Annotated in this window: 13 protein-coding genes; 3 read left to right on the forward strand and 10 right to left on the reverse strand. The window is 35.1% G+C overall.

Going from position 1 to position 17,623, the window contains the following annotated elements:
- Nucleotides 1-444: 444 nt before the first annotated feature.
- The 5 genes from AAGD59_RS06200 to AAGD59_RS06220 all read right to left on the reverse strand — a co-directional run bounded on the left by AAGD59_RS06200 (nt 445) and on the right by AAGD59_RS06220 (nt 4,196).
- Nucleotides 445-1,332 carry an aspartate carbamoyltransferase catalytic subunit gene (locus tag AAGD59_RS06200; protein ID WP_015589239.1) on the reverse strand — a complete coding sequence of 296 codons (888 nt, stop codon included), beginning with the start codon at nt 1,330-1,332 and terminating at the stop codon, nt 445-447.
- A gap of 220 nt (nt 1,333-1,552) precedes the next feature.
- Complete coding sequence (locus AAGD59_RS06205) at nt 1,553-2,578, reverse strand: extracellular solute-binding protein (RefSeq protein ID WP_341812918.1); 1,026 nt, start codon at nt 2,576-2,578, stop codon at nt 1,553-1,555.
- A gap of 677 nt (nt 2,579-3,255) precedes the next feature.
- Nucleotides 3,256-3,663: a transposase gene (locus AAGD59_RS06210; protein WP_007548764.1), complete on the reverse strand. Its 408-nt coding sequence runs from the start codon at nt 3,661-3,663 to the stop codon at nt 3,256-3,258.
- Nucleotides 3,664-3,682: 19 nt separating this feature from the next.
- On the reverse strand, nt 3,683-3,883 hold the full coding sequence (locus AAGD59_RS06215) for a hypothetical protein (protein WP_010082383.1): 201 nt from the start codon (nt 3,881-3,883) through the stop codon (nt 3,683-3,685).
- Nucleotides 3,867-4,196, reverse strand: a complete 330-nt coding sequence (locus tag AAGD59_RS06220; protein ID WP_007548762.1) for a transposase — start codon at nt 4,194-4,196, stop codon at nt 3,867-3,869. The genes AAGD59_RS06215 and AAGD59_RS06220 overlap by 17 nt, the downstream gene beginning before the upstream one ends.
- Before the next feature lie 703 nt (nt 4,197-4,899).
- Here AAGD59_RS06220 and AAGD59_RS06225 point away from each other — a divergent pair.
- From AAGD59_RS06225 to AAGD59_RS06235, 3 genes are read left to right on the forward strand one after another with little or no spacing between them, the layout of a single operon-like run.
- Nucleotides 4,900-6,453: a Mur ligase family protein gene (locus AAGD59_RS06225; protein ID WP_015589241.1), complete on the forward strand. Its 1,554-nt coding sequence runs from the start codon at nt 4,900-4,902 to the stop codon at nt 6,451-6,453.
- A 6-nt stretch (nt 6,454-6,459) separates the two neighbouring features.
- Nucleotides 6,460-7,050, forward strand: coding sequence for a COQ9 family protein (locus tag AAGD59_RS06230; RefSeq protein ID WP_010082414.1), 591 nt, complete (start codon nt 6,460-6,462; stop codon nt 7,048-7,050).
- A 4-nt stretch (nt 7,051-7,054) separates the two neighbouring features.
- Nucleotides 7,055-7,387 (forward strand): hypothetical protein, encoded by a 333-nt coding sequence (locus AAGD59_RS06235; RefSeq protein ID WP_006279274.1) that lies wholly within the window; start codon nt 7,055-7,057, stop codon nt 7,385-7,387.
- Here the strand turns inward: AAGD59_RS06235 and rsmD are convergent.
- From rsmD to AAGD59_RS06260, 5 genes are all read right to left on the reverse strand, one after another.
- The gene (gene rsmD / locus AAGD59_RS06240) at nt 7,345-7,893 is read right to left on the reverse strand and encodes a 16S rRNA (guanine(966)-N(2))-methyltransferase RsmD (RefSeq protein WP_141457227.1); all 549 of its coding nucleotides are present in this window, start codon (nt 7,891-7,893) and stop codon (nt 7,345-7,347) included. The genes AAGD59_RS06235 and rsmD overlap by 43 nt on opposite strands.
- Nucleotides 7,894-8,015: 122 nt before the next feature.
- A complete protein-coding gene (locus AAGD59_RS06245; RefSeq protein ID WP_010082417.1) occupies nt 8,016-8,648 on the reverse strand; it encodes a hypothetical protein in 633 nt (210 codons plus the stop codon).
- Entirely contained in the window at nt 8,638-12,198 is a 3,561-nt protein-coding gene (locus AAGD59_RS06250; protein WP_015589245.1) for a type IV secretion system protein, read from the reverse strand. The genes AAGD59_RS06245 and AAGD59_RS06250 overlap by 11 nt, the downstream gene beginning before the upstream one ends.
- Before the next feature lie 89 nt (nt 12,199-12,287).
- Nucleotides 12,288-15,233 carry a type IV secretion system protein gene (locus AAGD59_RS06255; protein WP_174516844.1) on the reverse strand — a complete coding sequence of 982 codons (2,946 nt, stop codon included), beginning with the start codon at nt 15,231-15,233 and terminating at the stop codon, nt 12,288-12,290.
- Complete coding sequence (locus AAGD59_RS06260; RefSeq protein WP_174516845.1) at nt 15,230-17,617, reverse strand: type IV secretion system protein; 2,388 nt, start codon at nt 17,615-17,617, stop codon at nt 15,230-15,232. The genes AAGD59_RS06255 and AAGD59_RS06260 overlap by 4 nt, the downstream gene beginning before the upstream one ends.
- Nucleotides 17,618-17,623 lie beyond the last annotated feature (6 nt).

The following is a 17,623-nucleotide window of genomic DNA, read 5'->3' on the forward strand; positions in this document are numbered from 1 at the left end:
TTCATTGACCGTTCTTGTTATAAATACCAGAATAATAAGCTAATGATATTCCCTATCTTTTTTATCTTTAATCCATCATAGCTAGCGATGCAACAAAGCCCACTGGAATCCAGGTTGTAACCGTTCACGGATTGTGAGAATGAATAAAGAACTAAGCAGTCGTAACTTTTGGAAGGGATTTTGGCCATTGAGACGTGATGTCAAAAATATCGACAACATTCTTTCCACAAATCTTTCTCCATGTTCCGACCAGGTGAAAAAGCTGTTTTTACGATAGCCGTCTAATTTGCCGTTCTGCAAGGTTGTTGATTGACTTCAGGCTTTCGTAAAAACTTCCACACCATATCCTCGGCCTTAACATCTTAATGGCCATTCTCAAACCATTTACAAGCCTTGTCATTTCATGCCCCCCCTTTTGCATTAGTTGTGTAGCATCTTTTAATATTAGCAAGGCCTATAATAGTGCAACACTGCCTTACGTATTGCCAATCCAAATTCTACTTGCTGTAAAATAACACAATCTGCTACATCGCTGCTAATCTCAATCCCTCTATTTATTGGCCCTGGGTGCATAACAATCGCATCTGGTTTTGCGTATGATAGCTTTTGTAAATCAAGTCCATACAAATGAAAATATTCTTTCTCTGAAGAACTATTATTCATGCGCTCTTTCTGCAATCTCAAAAGCATAATTACGTCAGCATCCTTTATACCTTCAATTAATGAATAATGGACTGAATCTACTTCAGGAAAATGCTTACAAATCAAAGTTGGTGGTGCGACCAAGTTTATCTCTGCTCCAAACATTTTTAGCAATCTTATATTTGATCTTGCAACTCTACTGTGCAGAATATCTCCACATATCACAACTTTGAGGTCCTTTATTTGCTTTTTGTGATTGCTGATTACAAGATAGTCTGCAAGAGCTTGAGTTGGATGTTCACTACTTCCATCGCCTGCATTGATTAGCGAGCAGTTAACATACTTTGCCAGTGTATTAATGATACCACTACTTTTATGCCTGATTATTATGTAATCAGGATTCATTGCATTTAATGTTTTGATCATGTCTTTTAGATCTTCTCCCTTGTTAATAGAAGAAGATCTTATTGGCAAAGTTACAACATTTGCTCCAAGGCTTTTTGCTGCTATTTCAAAAGACGCAAGTGTACGCGTTGAATCTTCAAAGAATAAATTTATTACTGTCTTATTTTCCAAGATATGACTATTTGCAACTTCTTTTTTAAGGTACTGGTTGGCCAACTTAGTTATATTTTCTACATCATCGACTGTAAGGTCTGAGATGTTTAACAAATTCCTTCTCTTGTTCATAATTTCCTTTTAACATGCAATTGTTATCCAACTACTTGAACCAATTCTACTTTCTTATTATCGTTTTTCAATAGACCTCTTGTGCAGCAATTGTTTTGGTGGAAGAACGGAAAAAGATAGTAAAGTCAAAATTAAGTTAGAAGGAAGAAAAAGTTCAGCAAGTTAAGAGTAAGGTACATTAGCATAAATCTTTCATCCCAATGTTTAGTGGCACTGGAGATTACTTCCACTTACACTCATCTGCTATCATAACAGCCTCAAAAAGATGCTTCTCAAGTTCACTTAGAGGCAAATCACTTTGTGAATAATTTCCCCAAGATTTTAGTATATCGGAAGTTTCAACGCCTTCAATAATAGGATATTCTTGGTTTTTTTTAGCGTATAACTCTTGAGCCTGCTTGCTTACTAAAAATTCCAATAAGACTATAGCATTTTCCCTGTTTTTTGCGTTTTTTGTTACTGCTGCACCACTGATGTTTACCATTACACCGTGATCGTTGCGATTAGGAAAAAAAGCCCCTAGCTTGTCTGCAACATTCTTTTTATTTTCTGATGAAAGAATTCTCGCAAAGTAGTAGCTGTTTACTATTGCAACATCTCCCTCACCCGCTGCTACGGCGTAAATTTGATCAGTATCACCACCACTTGGTTTTCTTGCCATATTGCTCACAATTCCGCTTACCCATTCTTTCGTCTTTTCAAAACCATTATTTGCAATCATAAAAGCAATTAACGATCTGTTATATGGACTTGTAGAAGAACGCACTAATATTTTTCCTTTCCATTTTTCATTTGCTAAATCTTCATAAGTACTTAAGTCCTTAGGGTCTACTGACTCTTTATTGTAAACCAATATCCTAGCTCTTTTTGTAAGACCAAACCAATAATCTTCACTGTCTCTAAATCTTGCAGGTATAACACTTTTTAAAACCTCTGAATCTACTTGAGATAAAAGTCCTCTTTTTTTTGCTAGAATTAAGTTGATTGCATCAGCAGTCAAAAATAAGTCAGCTTCACCACCGTTTTCCATTCGTGAAAGTAGCTGAGAATAATCATCAATGATGTAACGTACTTTAATACCTGTATTTTTCGTGAATTCATCAAACAAAGTACGTACTAATTCTTCTTTGCGCGATGAATAAACATTTACCACTTGTGAGTCATTAGTTCCGTCGTTTCTGTATAAATAAGTAATAACTATCAATATAATTGCTATTAAGGATGTGGATATAAAGGCTTTTTTCATATTGGATAAAAAATAACTTCTTTCAGTTAAAGTTACCAAGATGGTACAACTTTAGCAAGTGTAAAGTTCGTTAGATAAATCATAAAAACTTCCTTGACAAGCTTCGCCAGCCCCCTTATTATAACACTGAAGCTATTTATTTATCTTCGCAATCTCTGCAGTGGATTAATGACAAAAAACTTAATGTATTTGGCGTAAATCATGCTTAATTTTTTGCATTATGTGCACCTTATGTCTTTATAAAATTTCTAGGTTTTTACCTATATAAGCCGAAACGCGCTTACAAAGCGTTTAAGACAGCAAAAAACGTCAAATTGACAAGGGAGAATTTGAATGCTAGCTACTACGGGGTTTCTTTGCCTTTTTTCCTGCTTAGTAAATTTCTTAAACACTTGCGGTGTAGGTTAGTTGCAAGTTAAAAGCAGCTAAATCGCTCTTAATCAAGCGTTTTAGAATAAAAAAAACGCCGATATTTTAGTACATGGTAAATAGCCAACCACCACGGGGTTTCTTTTGCCTTTTTTTTCATTTGGTAAATTTCTTAATGTTTATGGCTAAAGATTACACGAATGTTGCAATTACAAAAGCGTTTCTACTAGGAGGGTGTCATCCCAGTGCTTGACACTGGGATGGCTTTGTTGCATCGCTCTTCGGATAGTAGGTAACGCACAATAAATTTATGAAGCTATCTCAAATTTAGCCATACCAATATCAGTGAACTTATTGAGCAAATAGCATTTAACAAGTAGTTCCTTCTCTCTATTTGTCTCAGATTTATTCCTAAAACTAAACCCGAATGTTTGTTTCAGTCGCGAGAAAAAACTTTCTATATAAGATCTTTTTCCATAACTCATCTCTTTTTTCCACTTCTTTATACCATCTTCATCATATGACTTTATGAGCTTGACTGCAGAATTTCTCTCAGCCATATAGTCTAACTTTGGATGCTCTGCTGCGTTGTTTTTCGGAGGAATTTTCGTTTTTATACCATATTGATTACACAGCTTATAGAGCTTTTCTCTGTCATATGCCCTATCTGCATATAGTACTTTTATGACATACTGAAAATCGACTTCTTTTAGCAAATCACAAGCTCCATAGTGATCAGCCGTTACTGTATTTTACAGCTATGGCTTTTTTGCTGTTTGTATTCAACATTACATGCAATTTTCTTGTCTGTTCATAGCTGCGATACTTTCTATCTTCGCTATTTTCTTTGCTATGACCAGGAGTGTTGTTGTATATACTAATTCCTGTACTGTCTATAGCAATTTCGATATCTTCCATATTATTTTCTGCAATCATTGATCTTAATATTGAGTTTCTTAAACCTTCTTGATGATTGTGAATAGCTGATAACTTGCAAATTTTTCCCAATTTGCTCAAGGTATCCTGCTATAAACCCAACTGTTTGCCTCAGGCCTATTCTAAATAAACAAGTTATTATGTGCACCAAAATTACAACTTTATCGCTATAAATATTGTTGCCACCTGGTATTTTTGGACCATTCTCGTACCACTTTTCTATGGCTTCGTTGATATAATGAAAAATATTTCCTCTTTTTTCTAGAAATTTGTTATATTCGCTATGGTTACTGACCCTCATTTTTTGTGGCATATTTTTTCTTTCAAGGTTAAATGGCTATTTTATAATGAATTTTGTCAGTAGCCACCAGATTTTTTCAGTTGCTATGCAACAAAGCCATCCCAGTGTCAAGCACTGGGATGACACCCTCCTAGTAGAAACGCTTTTGTAATTGCAACATTCGTGTAATCTTTAGCCATAAACATTAAGAAATTTACCAAATGAAAAAAAAGGCAAAAGAAACCCCGTGGTGGTTGGCTATTTACCATGTACTAAAATATCGGCGTTTTTTTTATTCTAAAACGCTTGATTAAGAGCGATTTAGCTGCTTTTAACTTGCAACTAACCTACACCGCAAGTGTTTAAGAAATTTACTAAGCAGGAAAAAAGGCAAAGAAACCCCGTAGTAGCTAGCATTCAAATTCTCCCTTGTCAATTTGACGTTTTTTGCTGTCTTAAACGCTTTGTAAGCGCGTTTCGGCTTATATAGGTAAAAACCTAGAAATTTTATAAAGACATAAGGTGCACATAATGCAAAAAATTAAGCATGATTTACGCCAAATACATTAAGTTTTTTGTCATTAATCCACTGCAGAGATTGCGAAGATAAATAAATAGCTTCAGTGTTATAATAAGGGGGCTGGCGGAGTTTGTCAAGGAAGTTTTTTGTTTCTATTGAATGACAGTTGTAACCTACGAAAGAAGTCTGTTGTAATTTGTACGATATCTTTATAAAATGGTTCGCATAAGTTATCTAGCAGTGCAACTAAACAAATACAAAAATCAAAACGTCGCGGTTTTTGGTCTTGGTAAAACTGGTTTATCCGCCATTAACGCTCTAACAAAGAGTGGTGCAAGAATATATGCATGGGATGATCATGAAGAGCAAATAGCAAATACAAAAATGATGTATAAAAAATGTAATTTTATTCATCCCAAGGAATACAATTGGCATGAGATCAGTGCATTGGTTTTAAGCCCTGGAGTGCCAACAGAGCCACATTGGATAGTAAAACTTGCAAGGAGATTTGATTGCAAAATAAAATCAGACATTGAGCTATTTCTTGAAGCTAAAACTACGAACCAGAAGGTAATAGGCGTCACAGGAACAAATGGTAAATCAACCACTACATCACTAATAGGGCACATATTAAAATCTGCAGGGAAAAAAGTAGCTATTGGTGGAAATTTAGGCGTTCCTGTTTTGGATCTAGAAAGAGATGCAGAAATTTATGTAATCGAACTCTCCTCTTTTCAATTGGAGTTGATGAATGAAATTAACGTGGACATTTCAGCACTGCTCAATATTACACCAGATCACATAGATAGGCATGGAAGTATGGAGAACTACATAGCAACTAAATTAAAACTGATAAACGGTAGTGAGGTTGCCGTAATAGGATGTGACAATGAGATTACTGCTGATATATTCAACAAATTCACTGGAGACAAAATTCCAATCTCAGTAACATATTCCCCGATGTCATTCCAGCGCGTGACGCTGGAATCCAGAAAAGAAAAACCATTGCCAACTACTCAGATGACAGAGGGTGGTGCAAGAGATCTAATATCATTGGCAGGTAACAATTTGCTTGATTATAGTGAACAGATTACTGGTATAGATCGAAATTATCTGGATCCCAGTGTCAGCTACTTGGATGACAAAAGGGGCACTGGGATCCAGAAGATCTCGTTAAAACTAGAGAATCATAGCTTATCAGTAAGCGACGTGAAAATAAACCTAATATCCAACGCAGAAAACATAGCAGCCACATATGCCGTATGTAAGGTACTTGGAGTAGATAGCAACACTATTATCAATGGAATCAAGTCCTTTTCAGGACTGAGGCATAGGAATGAACTGCTTGGCAAAATAAGAAATGTGTTTTTCGTGAACGATAGCAAAGCAACTAATGCAAAATCGAGCGAAAAGGCGATCTTATCTTATGAAAACATAAATTGGATCGCTGGTGGAAGAAGCAAAAAAGGTGGAATAGAATCATTAAGCAAGCATTTTACAAGGGTTAGAAAAGCTTTTCTTATTGGAGAATCAACCGAAGCTTTTGCAAATGTTATGGAGAATAAAGTAGATTATGTTAAATGTTGCAATCTAGAAGATGCATTCAGATTGGCTTTTGAAGAGGCCTTAAATAGCGCAGAAGAAGTAACAATATTACTTTCTCCCGCGTGTGCTTCTTTTGATCAATGGAAAAATTTCGAGGAACGTGGTGAAGCATTTTGTAGAATGTTTGAAAATCTCAGGTACAATCACACATGCTGTTTAGTATGATGTTGCGTGGAACAAAAGTTAATAATAGATAAGCTAATTAGGGTTATTCCATTTGAAGGGATAAGCGATGAAACCCTATTAAAGGTGTGCACTGACCTTAATCTAGCTAATAGCTTTTGCAAATTTCAGAATGGAATATATAGCGCTTTGGAGCACATAGCAGAGGACTTAAATAGCTCAATGGAAGCTGAATTAAGAAATTCTAATTTAGAAGATATGAAAGTGCGAGAGCGAGTAAAGTTAGCTATTCAAATACACCTTTCAAACTATGCTAAGCTACCGAATTATAGAGAACTTTTAAAAAATGTTTTATCATTCTCCGTATCACCAAAAAATACATATTTTTCTAGTAAACTTTTATACAGAACTATTAGTGCGATTTGGTATGGCATTCATGACCAATCAACAGATTTTAACTACTATACAAAAAGAGCAATATTAGCTGGAGTGTACTTAAGTACGATACTTTTTTTTATCAATGATTATTCAGAAGATTTTGTGGATACTTTATCGTTTCTTGATAACCGTATCAACAATGTCATGACATTTCAAAAATTCAAAACTCGCTTAAAAGGAATCATAGGAAATTTCTTATAAGCTATTGATTGTTGGTAGAAAAGTACTTGAGCACGATCCTGAAAAGGTTTGTGAAAATAAAAATATTCATGCTGATCATAAAGAACATTTAGTTTATCGTGAGGATAATAATGGTACAACAAAATACACCAGTTACGAAGAAAAAGAAAATAAATTTATTGAAGAAGCACATGAATATTTAATAGACTCTGAATTTAATAAAAATTTTGATCTAGGGCAGTACAGAATAAGTAATTTCTCCGGAAACTTGACGAAAATAGAACTGGAACTCATCAATGAAAAGTATATGCAAGTTCAAGTTAATAGAGAAAGAAAAATTATTCTCGCTATACCGTAGGTGCGTTCCAAGATTATACTGAAGTTTTTATTGCACTCAAAATCTTCGTTTTTCCTAATCTCTAGAATTATCAATGCATCATCACTTAACCAGCCTGAGTGAGCTAGTCCATTCAACGTTGATTCAACTAGATTGCTATTGTAAGGTGGGTCTATAAAAACTATGTCACATTTTGAAATAGGTTGTGGTAAGCAGTTAGCACTGCAGCAAATTAGCGTAACATTGTCCGTAATTCCAAAATCTTCTGCTGTTTTTTTAGGCAATTGCAAATTGTAATAATCTGAATCTACCATAAATGCATGTTTAGCGCCGCGAGAAAGCGCTTCAAATGAAAAAGAACCACTACCACAGAATAAATCAAGTACATTCAAGTTATAAATAGGTTTTCTTGAGGAAAGCATATTAAATATTGCTTCTCGGACAATACTCATAGTTGGCCGTGCAGCTAAATGCTTACCTGTAGTTATTTTTCTTCCGCGATATTTGCCTGCAATGATGCGTAGCATATTAAATAAGCTCCAAAATAATTAATTATTTATACTATATGATTAATGTCAATATGGCTTTAGCAGTTTAATAGAGAGAAGCTATCGAGTCGCTTGTAAGAAAAACACAAACACAAGACTCATCAGTTATCTTTTTCTGATTTGCCTGCTGCATTAATTGCTTGACCAATCTCATCTTGTAAATCATCATGATCATTTTTTTCATCATGATTTAGCCCTTCAATTCTGCTTTCTAACTCTAACTTAATTATAGTATTGATTTTATCTATATTATCAAGAAAGCCTCTACATTCTTCTTCACTATACTCTTCACCAGATGCTTTTTTTTCAATAAATAGGTTTTTAAATCCTGCTAGATCAGAATTCTGATCGGTATTTAGTACAACATTTCTCTCTATGAAGCTAAGATCTGACAGCAGTAAGCTAACCTCTAACAGATCTTCACTTTTCACGCTTTTAAGGTCTTCAAGACTTTCTAAAATACTAAACACCTTAATCCTTTCTTGTACAATCTCTTTGTCTTCCTTATCAAATTCAGACAATAAACTATGATTATCTACAAATTTCTCACTCAAAGCTTTATTCAATTTAGCAAAATTGACATCCTTGTCAAGTGATGTGTTATCCCGCAACAAGTCTACCCTTGCCCTACGCGCATTTAAAATGTCGTCGTAGTCATTTAACTTTATGTTGCCATCTTTGTCTTGCTGCAATTTATAATAATCAAGGCCTTTGAAATTTTTATTAGTCTTCATCTTCAATCCTCTTCTCATCTCCTTTTGCATCTGGTTTCCTCATTGGTTCCGGTAATTTCCTTTTACTGTCTTCTCGATTTCTTTTTTCCTCTCTTTCAGCACGTTTTTCTACAGCTTCTGGAGTGTTCATTTCAAAAAGTGGTGAGAGGTTATAAACTTTATCTTGATTTCTTCTGCCTTCTCTTTCAGCACGTTTTTCCATACCTTCAAAAGCAGATCCAAAATCATCAATTTCATCTGAACCTTTTGGTTCCGTGCCTAAATTTCGTGTCACTTCATTTGATTGATCAGGCTTATCTTCTTCTGTTGGCTGATCATGCTGTAGTTGATTAGGCTTGTCTTCTTGTTCTGTGCTTAGTTCTCGTACTACCTTATCTGGCTGACCTCCCCCTCGTAGTCGAAGAGGGTCGCCTTCTTCTAGTGGCTGATCATGGTTATCTCTTACTAGTTCCGTGCCTAACTCTCGTTCTACCTTATTTGATTGATCAGGATTGTCTTTTTCTGGTTCTCTCTTACGGCCTATGGTGTCATCATGAAGCTTATTCAAGAAATCTTGCCTATGCGATTTTGCTCTAAAAAGTAAGTTATTTGGATAACCATCTTTTTCTCCTGTACGACGGCTAACTCCTATAGAATCAAGGCCATGCTCCCAAGTAAACTTCATAGCATCTTCTATTGTATAGCCCAAATGTGATCCTACGTATCCTTTATAATAATCTAAATATTTACCGATCCTTCTGTGTGTAATATCTTCCTTATCAACTCCAAATGCCCTGTAGATCTTTTCCTCAAGTTTATCAACGTCATTTTTAGGTGATGTTGCAAATTTTGTTGCTTCAATAGTAGCACCTACAAATTTACGTGGCACATCAATAGCGTATTTCAGCACTCCTCCAACTCTTGGTACTCTCCCCAGCAGATTAGCTGCACCTCCGGCTAATCTATCCGGTAAATGAGTAGCCCAACTGCCTAAAGACTCAAGTCCTCTACCAGCAAAATTTTGCCACTGCTGTTTGAATTCTTCCATTATGCCAGTCAAAGGCGATGCCTGATACATACTAGATATATTGTAAACGCTGAATCCACCACCAGCGATACTTGAGCCCATTTGTTGTACGAACTCGCGTAAAGAGAACATTAAAAATGAAAGCAGGAATAATACAAAGATTTCCCCTGCATTGATTAAATAACCTCTCTGTATGTCTTGCACCCTTTGGTAATCACTATTTTCTTGATAGTTTCTATTTACCTTATAAAAATTCTGTGATTGGCAGCTCCCATCTTGTCTAATTATATCTTGCACTAAAGACTTTATTTCACTTTTTAAACTTGGCTGTAGAATTACTTTTTCTATGATTTCCTTGTAATTAGTACACCTGCTTTCATTTCCTGGCTGCTTACAATAGATTTCTGTCTTTTTACTTATATTATTAATCAATAATAAGATATCAGCTTTTTCTGATGCATGGGATAAACTATTTGTTAAACGCACTAAATCTTTTACACTACAGCTATTATCTACTACCATATCACTTTCTGCAATATAATGGTCTGCTGGATTCTCTTTAGTACCAGGAATTGGGTTAAAGAAAGGATAATCTATATAACGAAACCCTTTTTCAATGTAATCCGGTGGAAGAGGGATATACCCAGCACCGCCAGTAAATTTTATTGTACCACCTTCTCTGCTTATCTTTTCTATACCTTCTATGTTCTTATCTACGTTCAGCGGAGAAGCTTCTCCAAGAGTGTAAGGTACGAAAATTTGCCCTGGGGTCCAACCAAAGTACTGCTTATCAACGATACAAAAACCACCAAACACCCATTTTGGAGCACATAACTTTACCTCGAACCATTTATTGTAGCATACAGTAAAACCTAACTGCCTATAAAAGGTATTCATTATAATGGAAGCCAGTAATGACAAGAGAGCAAATATCATAATCGACTGTAAACAAAAGCTGATGCAGAATTTTATCCAACCTTCAAATAGACTTTTCAGCGGTGAAAATAAAATAGAAATTAGAAACAGTGGCATAATGGCTATAAGAAAAGCTATACCCATAAAACCAGAGAGAAATATTATGTAAGCATATAAGCACAGCAAGAAGTATAGCACAATCCCTATGAAAATTGCCGGTATCATAAGAAGGCTTGCCCACATTTGGTAATGTAAAAACGCTGCAAACTTTTTCCAAACAGAATAAGCAAAAAACTTATTGAACATGTCCTCCATGAAGCTAAACAACTTAGCTTCATCTCCTTGAACAATACTTCCGGTGTTCATGTTGGGAGCAAAATTAGTAATTATACTTATCAATTGTTCAAGACCTTTAACAAATAAAACAAGAAAATGATCATAGAAAAATCTAAAACTTCCAGGAGATATAAGCACTATTACTAGAGTGATTTTCATCATTCTGATGAGCATATCATGCTTAGTTTCTTGTATCATGCCAAAAAGATAAAGAAGCGATGAAATCATTACAAATAGAACAAGCAAGGAAAGAACAAAATTGTGAAAGCTCGTACTTTTTTCAGCTATATTTTCGAACATAGCTTGTGCAACTGCAGGATCATTGCTATTAAAATGTTCTTTGCAATTTTCGTTAATCAATAATACACATTTTAGATAGTTATAAATATAATCAAAAAACTCAACCCCACTCGGTTGCCGCACTCCACTTAAGAACTCAAAAGAGTAGCCACCTACATTATCTAAGTAATATCTATCTAATATTTTTACATATATTTTCCATCCCTTTTTTAATTTCACCGGGTCACAATTTCTGTCCTTTAATTTAGTGCTATCTCTGTCTAAAGCAAAAAGACCGCTCCCATTCTCTGCCACGGAGTTGTAACCTAGATGTACAGTAGGAGATGAAGGATTGCGCATAGATTTCAAATCTTTGTTAGGACTATCGTCACCAGGCCTTTGAAACAAAAGATAAGCACCATGACCGTTGGTAAACCAACATGGAGCACCACGTGATACTGTATTTGCGCTATCATCTTCATTAATGCACTTGCACTTTACAGTGCAACTTGCATTAGACTTACTTGAAATTTTCTGTGGCGCACTAGGTTTGTAATCATTACAAACTAAGTGAAAGTCAGGTAGACTATTATCACCTGACTTGCCTTCAAATTTAGTTGCATATTTTAACTGCTCCAAGCTTTGTAAGGTATAACTGCCTTTTTTAGATTCCTTCTTGTTATTATTACTCCAAGATGTCCATGCACCATTCACTCGCACTTTTAAACTATCTCCATTGGTTTCGAGCCCGGTATCCTCCCACTCCACCACTTGGTTATGGTGAAAACCATAATTAATTTCACCAGTTTCAGGATCAACAACTTCTCCATCTCCTGGAATAAACGCATCGTGGTCGCTTGAAAAATGAGCGCTTACTGCAATAGGTTTAGGACCAAAATAGTCAGCAGATATACACCTTGGAAAAGGCATATCGTTTTTACTACAACCTGTGATCAGCACATAAGCTGCAAGAAGTAATACCCTAAACCAACATTTGCCTAAACGTGATTGCATATCTAAACTTTTTCCAAATACAGAATAAATTTCTAAAACTTTACTTAAAATATCTTTTTAATTAGTTACTCCATAATATCATTTATATCTTACTCCTCTCCATTTTCTTCCTTGTTTTTAGCTTTAGCACTAGGATCACTTCTTATTGTTTCATCAAAATTTTTTTGCTGATCTGATTGTTTTAATGTTTTAGGTCTATCACTCGTTGTTTTATCAGAACTTCCTTTAGAATCTTCTTTTTTGTCTGGTTGCTTTGGTGTGTTAGGTAATTTAGCCTCAATTTTTCCCCGATCTTTACTCATTTTCTGCTTGATACTCTGTATCATACTTTGGGTCTTATCATCAAGGCCAACGGTTGACAGCATAGCTTGCGATGCGCTCTTAGCAACTGTACCAACACCGCCAGTAACTCCATAACCAGAGCTAAATAGTGTTTGTACCATAGTTTCCGATATAGAAACAAAAGCTTCCATTGCACCGGCAATAATGAGGTATATAAACGCCTGGATTAGGTCTATAGGTAATGCTGCAAAGTGTCCACCAGCCCTTTCTCCGGTACTGAGTGCAACATCAACGCTAGTGCCAGGACTGTATCCAAGAGGCAGTATTGATTTCATCAAGCACAGATCATACGATAAGAAATTTACGCTAATTAAACATTGATAGCATGCAGAAAAATTTGTGAGGTTATATAAAACTGAATACATCAACTGATTTAAAAGAGATAAAAATGAAAATAAAATGACTGGTTCTAATGAAACATGAGCCAACGTTTTTATCCAATTATCAAACAAGGGTTTAGTCTTTTGAAATAGAATAAATACGATAAATAAAGGTGTTAATGACAGTAAAAACGCTACTAGAACAGTAGATATTACATATTTCAATGTAGCACTAATAATGCATTTTAAAAACGCATAAGTAGCGCAGAGTATTGCCAAAAATGCAATAACGCCAAAAGGACCAGAAAGCATCAACGATAAAAACTTTAGCCAAGTTTCTGCTGTGAATAATACTCCTGCTGTCAAGTCTAAGAATGCAAATTTTCTCTCCCCTTCTCCTACATAGCCAGAAAAACTATCAACTAAATAAGTGCTACCATCTATAAAAAGTCTGGATAAAGTTGTACCAAAAAGTTCCCAGCTTCTATCGCTAAAGGCAAAAGCTATAAATGCTATCTTGAACATTCTTACAATGAAATCAAATTTACTTAGCTGTATTGTTCCAAGCATATAGCCAACGACAGTAAATATAACGTATAGAGTAAGCAAAGCTCTTACCCCTTGAAGAAGACCTCTTGCATATCCTTTGTATGAATCTTTAACGCTGTCCCCAATTACTTCTTCTTTTATAAGTTTAAATACCCCGTTTACATTCGATGAAATAAAATCATTAATTTTTCTTTTAACAAATAAAGTTACTGTGTACTTATTATTTTCATAATATTTGCCATTTTTATCTGTAATGTCATCTCTCTCTACGTTGCTTACATTGATGCCGAAATATATCTTCTTAGATTCTTCGTTCTGAAAGTGTTCTCCGCTTATTACATCTAATATGGTGTACTCATCTTTTCCGTTTACTCTTTCTCTCACTCCTACCACTTTAAAATCATTAGTTCCCACACCATGCAAATCTTTAGGTGGCTCATCACCTAAATATACATATAATTTTTCGCCATTAATATATTCACATGATCTAGTCACCTTAACATGGTACCCTCCTCTATTATAGTAATAATGACCATAATCTGCGATAGCGAGCATCACACTACTACCGGGCGTTACCTCGTCATTTACTGGATAATCATTGTTCAATTCCAGAGAAAAATCCTCGAATTTATTGTTATCGCCAATTTGCAAACACATATTATCCCCTTTTGCACCCTCTTTCTTTGGAAGACATTGAATACCTTTAGCGATATTTTTATCATCAGGATCACCAATTTTTGCAACAAGAGCCTCAGCCCAAGATTTATCATCTTCAGTAAAACTACCTGCTTTAACATTCCCTTCCATTTTTTCTAGATAAGAATACATATCACATTTATTTCCTTTATCGTACTTCTTATACCTTATAGAGGAGACACAGTTCCGTTCTCCTGCTTGACCTAAACCATAGTTCCATATACCCTTCTCAGTATAGCATATATTTTGATGGTAACAGTTAAGCTCATAGGAGGAGTACTTTTTTCTCTCATCAAGACTACAGTTTTTTCCATCACATAACTCGTTCAATCCTATTTTAGCGCGGCGTAAATCAAGTAGTGAACCATATACCCATGGTTCGTTGTCTTGAATATAACCTTTATTAAAATGCACCTTATTATCATATGGGGTATACCCATTGCCAACTAGCACTTTGCTTTCCTTTGCTTTTGTTTTATCAAGAGGTAAAAATTGTATTTTATTTTTTGTACCATCTTTACCATCACAAAAAAACTCTCCCCCCTGATGTACTTCACTCACTGTAGCTTTCTTATATACAGTTTCCTTACGGTCATTTTCTACAGCTTTATAACAATTGTCATCAAAATTGATGCCTTTCCCTTCTGGATTGTCGTAATCAATTGTTATTTTTCTGGGAACTAAGCTGAAGCTTAACTTGTCACCAGGATTTACTTTAATTCCAGTGTCCACATAACGTCTATTGCTGCCAAATCCTTTGCCACCACATAGTTCGTTTTTACTTTCATTAACACCATAATTGTTAGGTACACTATTAATATCCGCAGCCTTACTATAATTTGGTTCTGAGCCATCAGCACAAAAGCTAGCTGGCACAAGTACTTTCCTTGGATTTTTGTCTTCTTTAAAAGGGCAAAAATTTACTGATCCATCGAGGGTGAATTTGATTTTCTCACCCTGACTAATTACCTGACCAGAATCAACCCAATGAATTTTATCGGCTTTACGAACTGGAACATCCACATTAACGCTGGTGTTTTTGCTCTGCAACCCAGGCTCGACACAATCCATATTACAACCAGTGATTGCAAGACACAGTATCAATAATAGTGATCTTTTACTTATCATTGCTGTCTTCCTGGTTGTGGTATCTGAGGCGTTGACCTTTGAGTCCCTTGTGGTATTTGAGGTCTTGACGTACCTGACTGTTGAGAGGCATCTCCTCTTTCTCTTCTTTGAACGCTTCGTTCATCTAACCCTACTGTTCCCATTAAGCTTTGTTGATACTGTCTTCCAGGTTCGCTTGCTACATAAGCACCAAACAACGAGTCAGATATTGCCGAAGAAGCTTCAACTAAAGCTTTCATAGCGTGTCCCAAAATAACAAAAGCCATCATAGCGGTAATATTAGGTGTATATTTGGAAGCATAACCATAAAAAATACAAGGGTTAAAAATCTTTAGGTTAATATTAAGTATACATGTAGAGCAGACCTCAAAATCAAATACTGAATACACAATATAATCCATAACCTGACTTATCAGTGATATAAAAATTAAAAGGACCACTGGATGAATTGCAAATCTTGCTAAATTTTTAACCCAGTTTTGAAACATCTGCCTAGTATACGCAAATAAAAGACAAATAATAAAAATAGGTGCTAAAGAAAGTAATAACGCAACTATTGCTATAGATGTAATAAAAGAAAATAAGGCATTAAAAATAGATAAGCTCACTGTGATTAAACCCCAAATCACCAAGCAAAAAGATACAATGCCCAAAGGGCCAGAAAATATAAGAGATACTATTAACAATACTGAATGCGATGACAAGAACCTATTGAGCGGCAAATCAAGAAACTCAAAAACATTTGAAGTAGTGCCTCTAAAATTTGCTATTTCTATTAGTTGTTTTGGAGTGTTAATAAATATAGAGAATGCGTTGTTATAAAAAAAGTCCCAGCTATTATCCTGCAATAGCTGAGCGATGATTCCTATCTTTACGCATATAATTAAAAACTCATATATAGAAATATGAGTTAATCCAAAAAAGTAATAAAGAGTATATAAGATTATATATAGTACTAATAGTGATATTATAGTAGATCTAATGGTATTTGTTCTGCTTGATTTTATAAAACTTTCGTAAAGAGACTTTACAGGACTAGTATCAGAGTGAATTGCGTTAGGGTCTTTATAATTAGAGCCGAAAAATGCAGTTTTCACTTTTTCATCAAAGAAATTATATATTGCACTAAAAGTTTTTGTAGGTGGCTCTTGAGTTGTTAGGTTAATGCTAAACTGACCTTCATTTTTGTAATCGCAGCCATGGTCTCTTATTCCGTAATATATGGTGCCTGTTTTGTCTTTTAATTTTCCTTTCAAGTTTTCCATGTCATGAACTTTGCTGATATCTACAGATATATCCGCTTGATTTTCACCAGGCTTATGCTCAGGGAATTTATCGGAAACACTTATATACAAGCTATTTTCCAGACTATGGTTCTTCGTTACTCTTATGTTGAACCCGCCTTTGTCATTTGTATTGTAGCAGCTCTTGTCATTTCTGCTACATAGACTAAAAGTTAAACTTGGTATTTGATGGTCATTCTCCATCTTATGATCACAACTAGTACATAAACCACCACCTGGAATGTGTTCAAGAGTTTCATTATCCATACCAACTTTTAGAAATGTAATGTCAGTTTTTACCTGTTTTCCCTTTAATACGTTACTAATAATTTCAGCAACAACAGATTCACCACTAGAATTTAAAGCATTGAATAGCTCAATTTCTATATTATTATATTCAATATACACGCAATCCTCGCCTCTACGACCAGAAGAAAATTTACATATACGTCTACAGAGTGAATTTAAAATGTGCGTATCTATCTTACTTGCACTGCTCTCTGAAAGCTTGCTGCAATCTATATTCTCTCCTTGTTTTATAGAGTTAATAATATTTTCAATTTCCTTTTTTCTTTCATCTTGATCTAACTTCGAAAACCAGTACTCTCTTCCACTCAACCATTGCGCATCGCCTATTATATATTTATTAGGACATATCCCATCCTTGCCACCTTGGCATTTCTCTTGATTTAAAACATGTGCAAAATGTTCCGTTTCTTGCTCGCTACACTTTTCGTCGATTTTCAAATACCTGATTTTTGTCTCACTCTCTTTATCTTTACACACTTTACTTCCAATCACACTAAAGCTTATCGTATCGCCTTTTTTAAGTGCAAATGGTAATGCAACGTCATTTCTCCCAGGCCCAATTGCAAAATCTGCATACTGCTTAGGACAAAAATTAACCTTACTAGGCACTATATCAATCTCTGTTACTCTTATTCTATCTGAGATATTAACACCAGAATCAACCCATTTCTGCTCTGTTGACACTATATCTAGTTTTTCACGCAAACCTGATAAATTTTCTGGCTTAATACAGTGATGTTCCCCGCAGCCTGACAGAAAAAAAAACGGTATTATCAGCAAAAATTTTAGCATAAATCC

The organism is Wolbachia endosymbiont (group A) of Cephus spinipes, from assembly GCF_964026895.1.
Classification (GTDB): Bacteria; Pseudomonadota; Alphaproteobacteria; order Rickettsiales; family Anaplasmataceae; genus Wolbachia; species Wolbachia pipientis.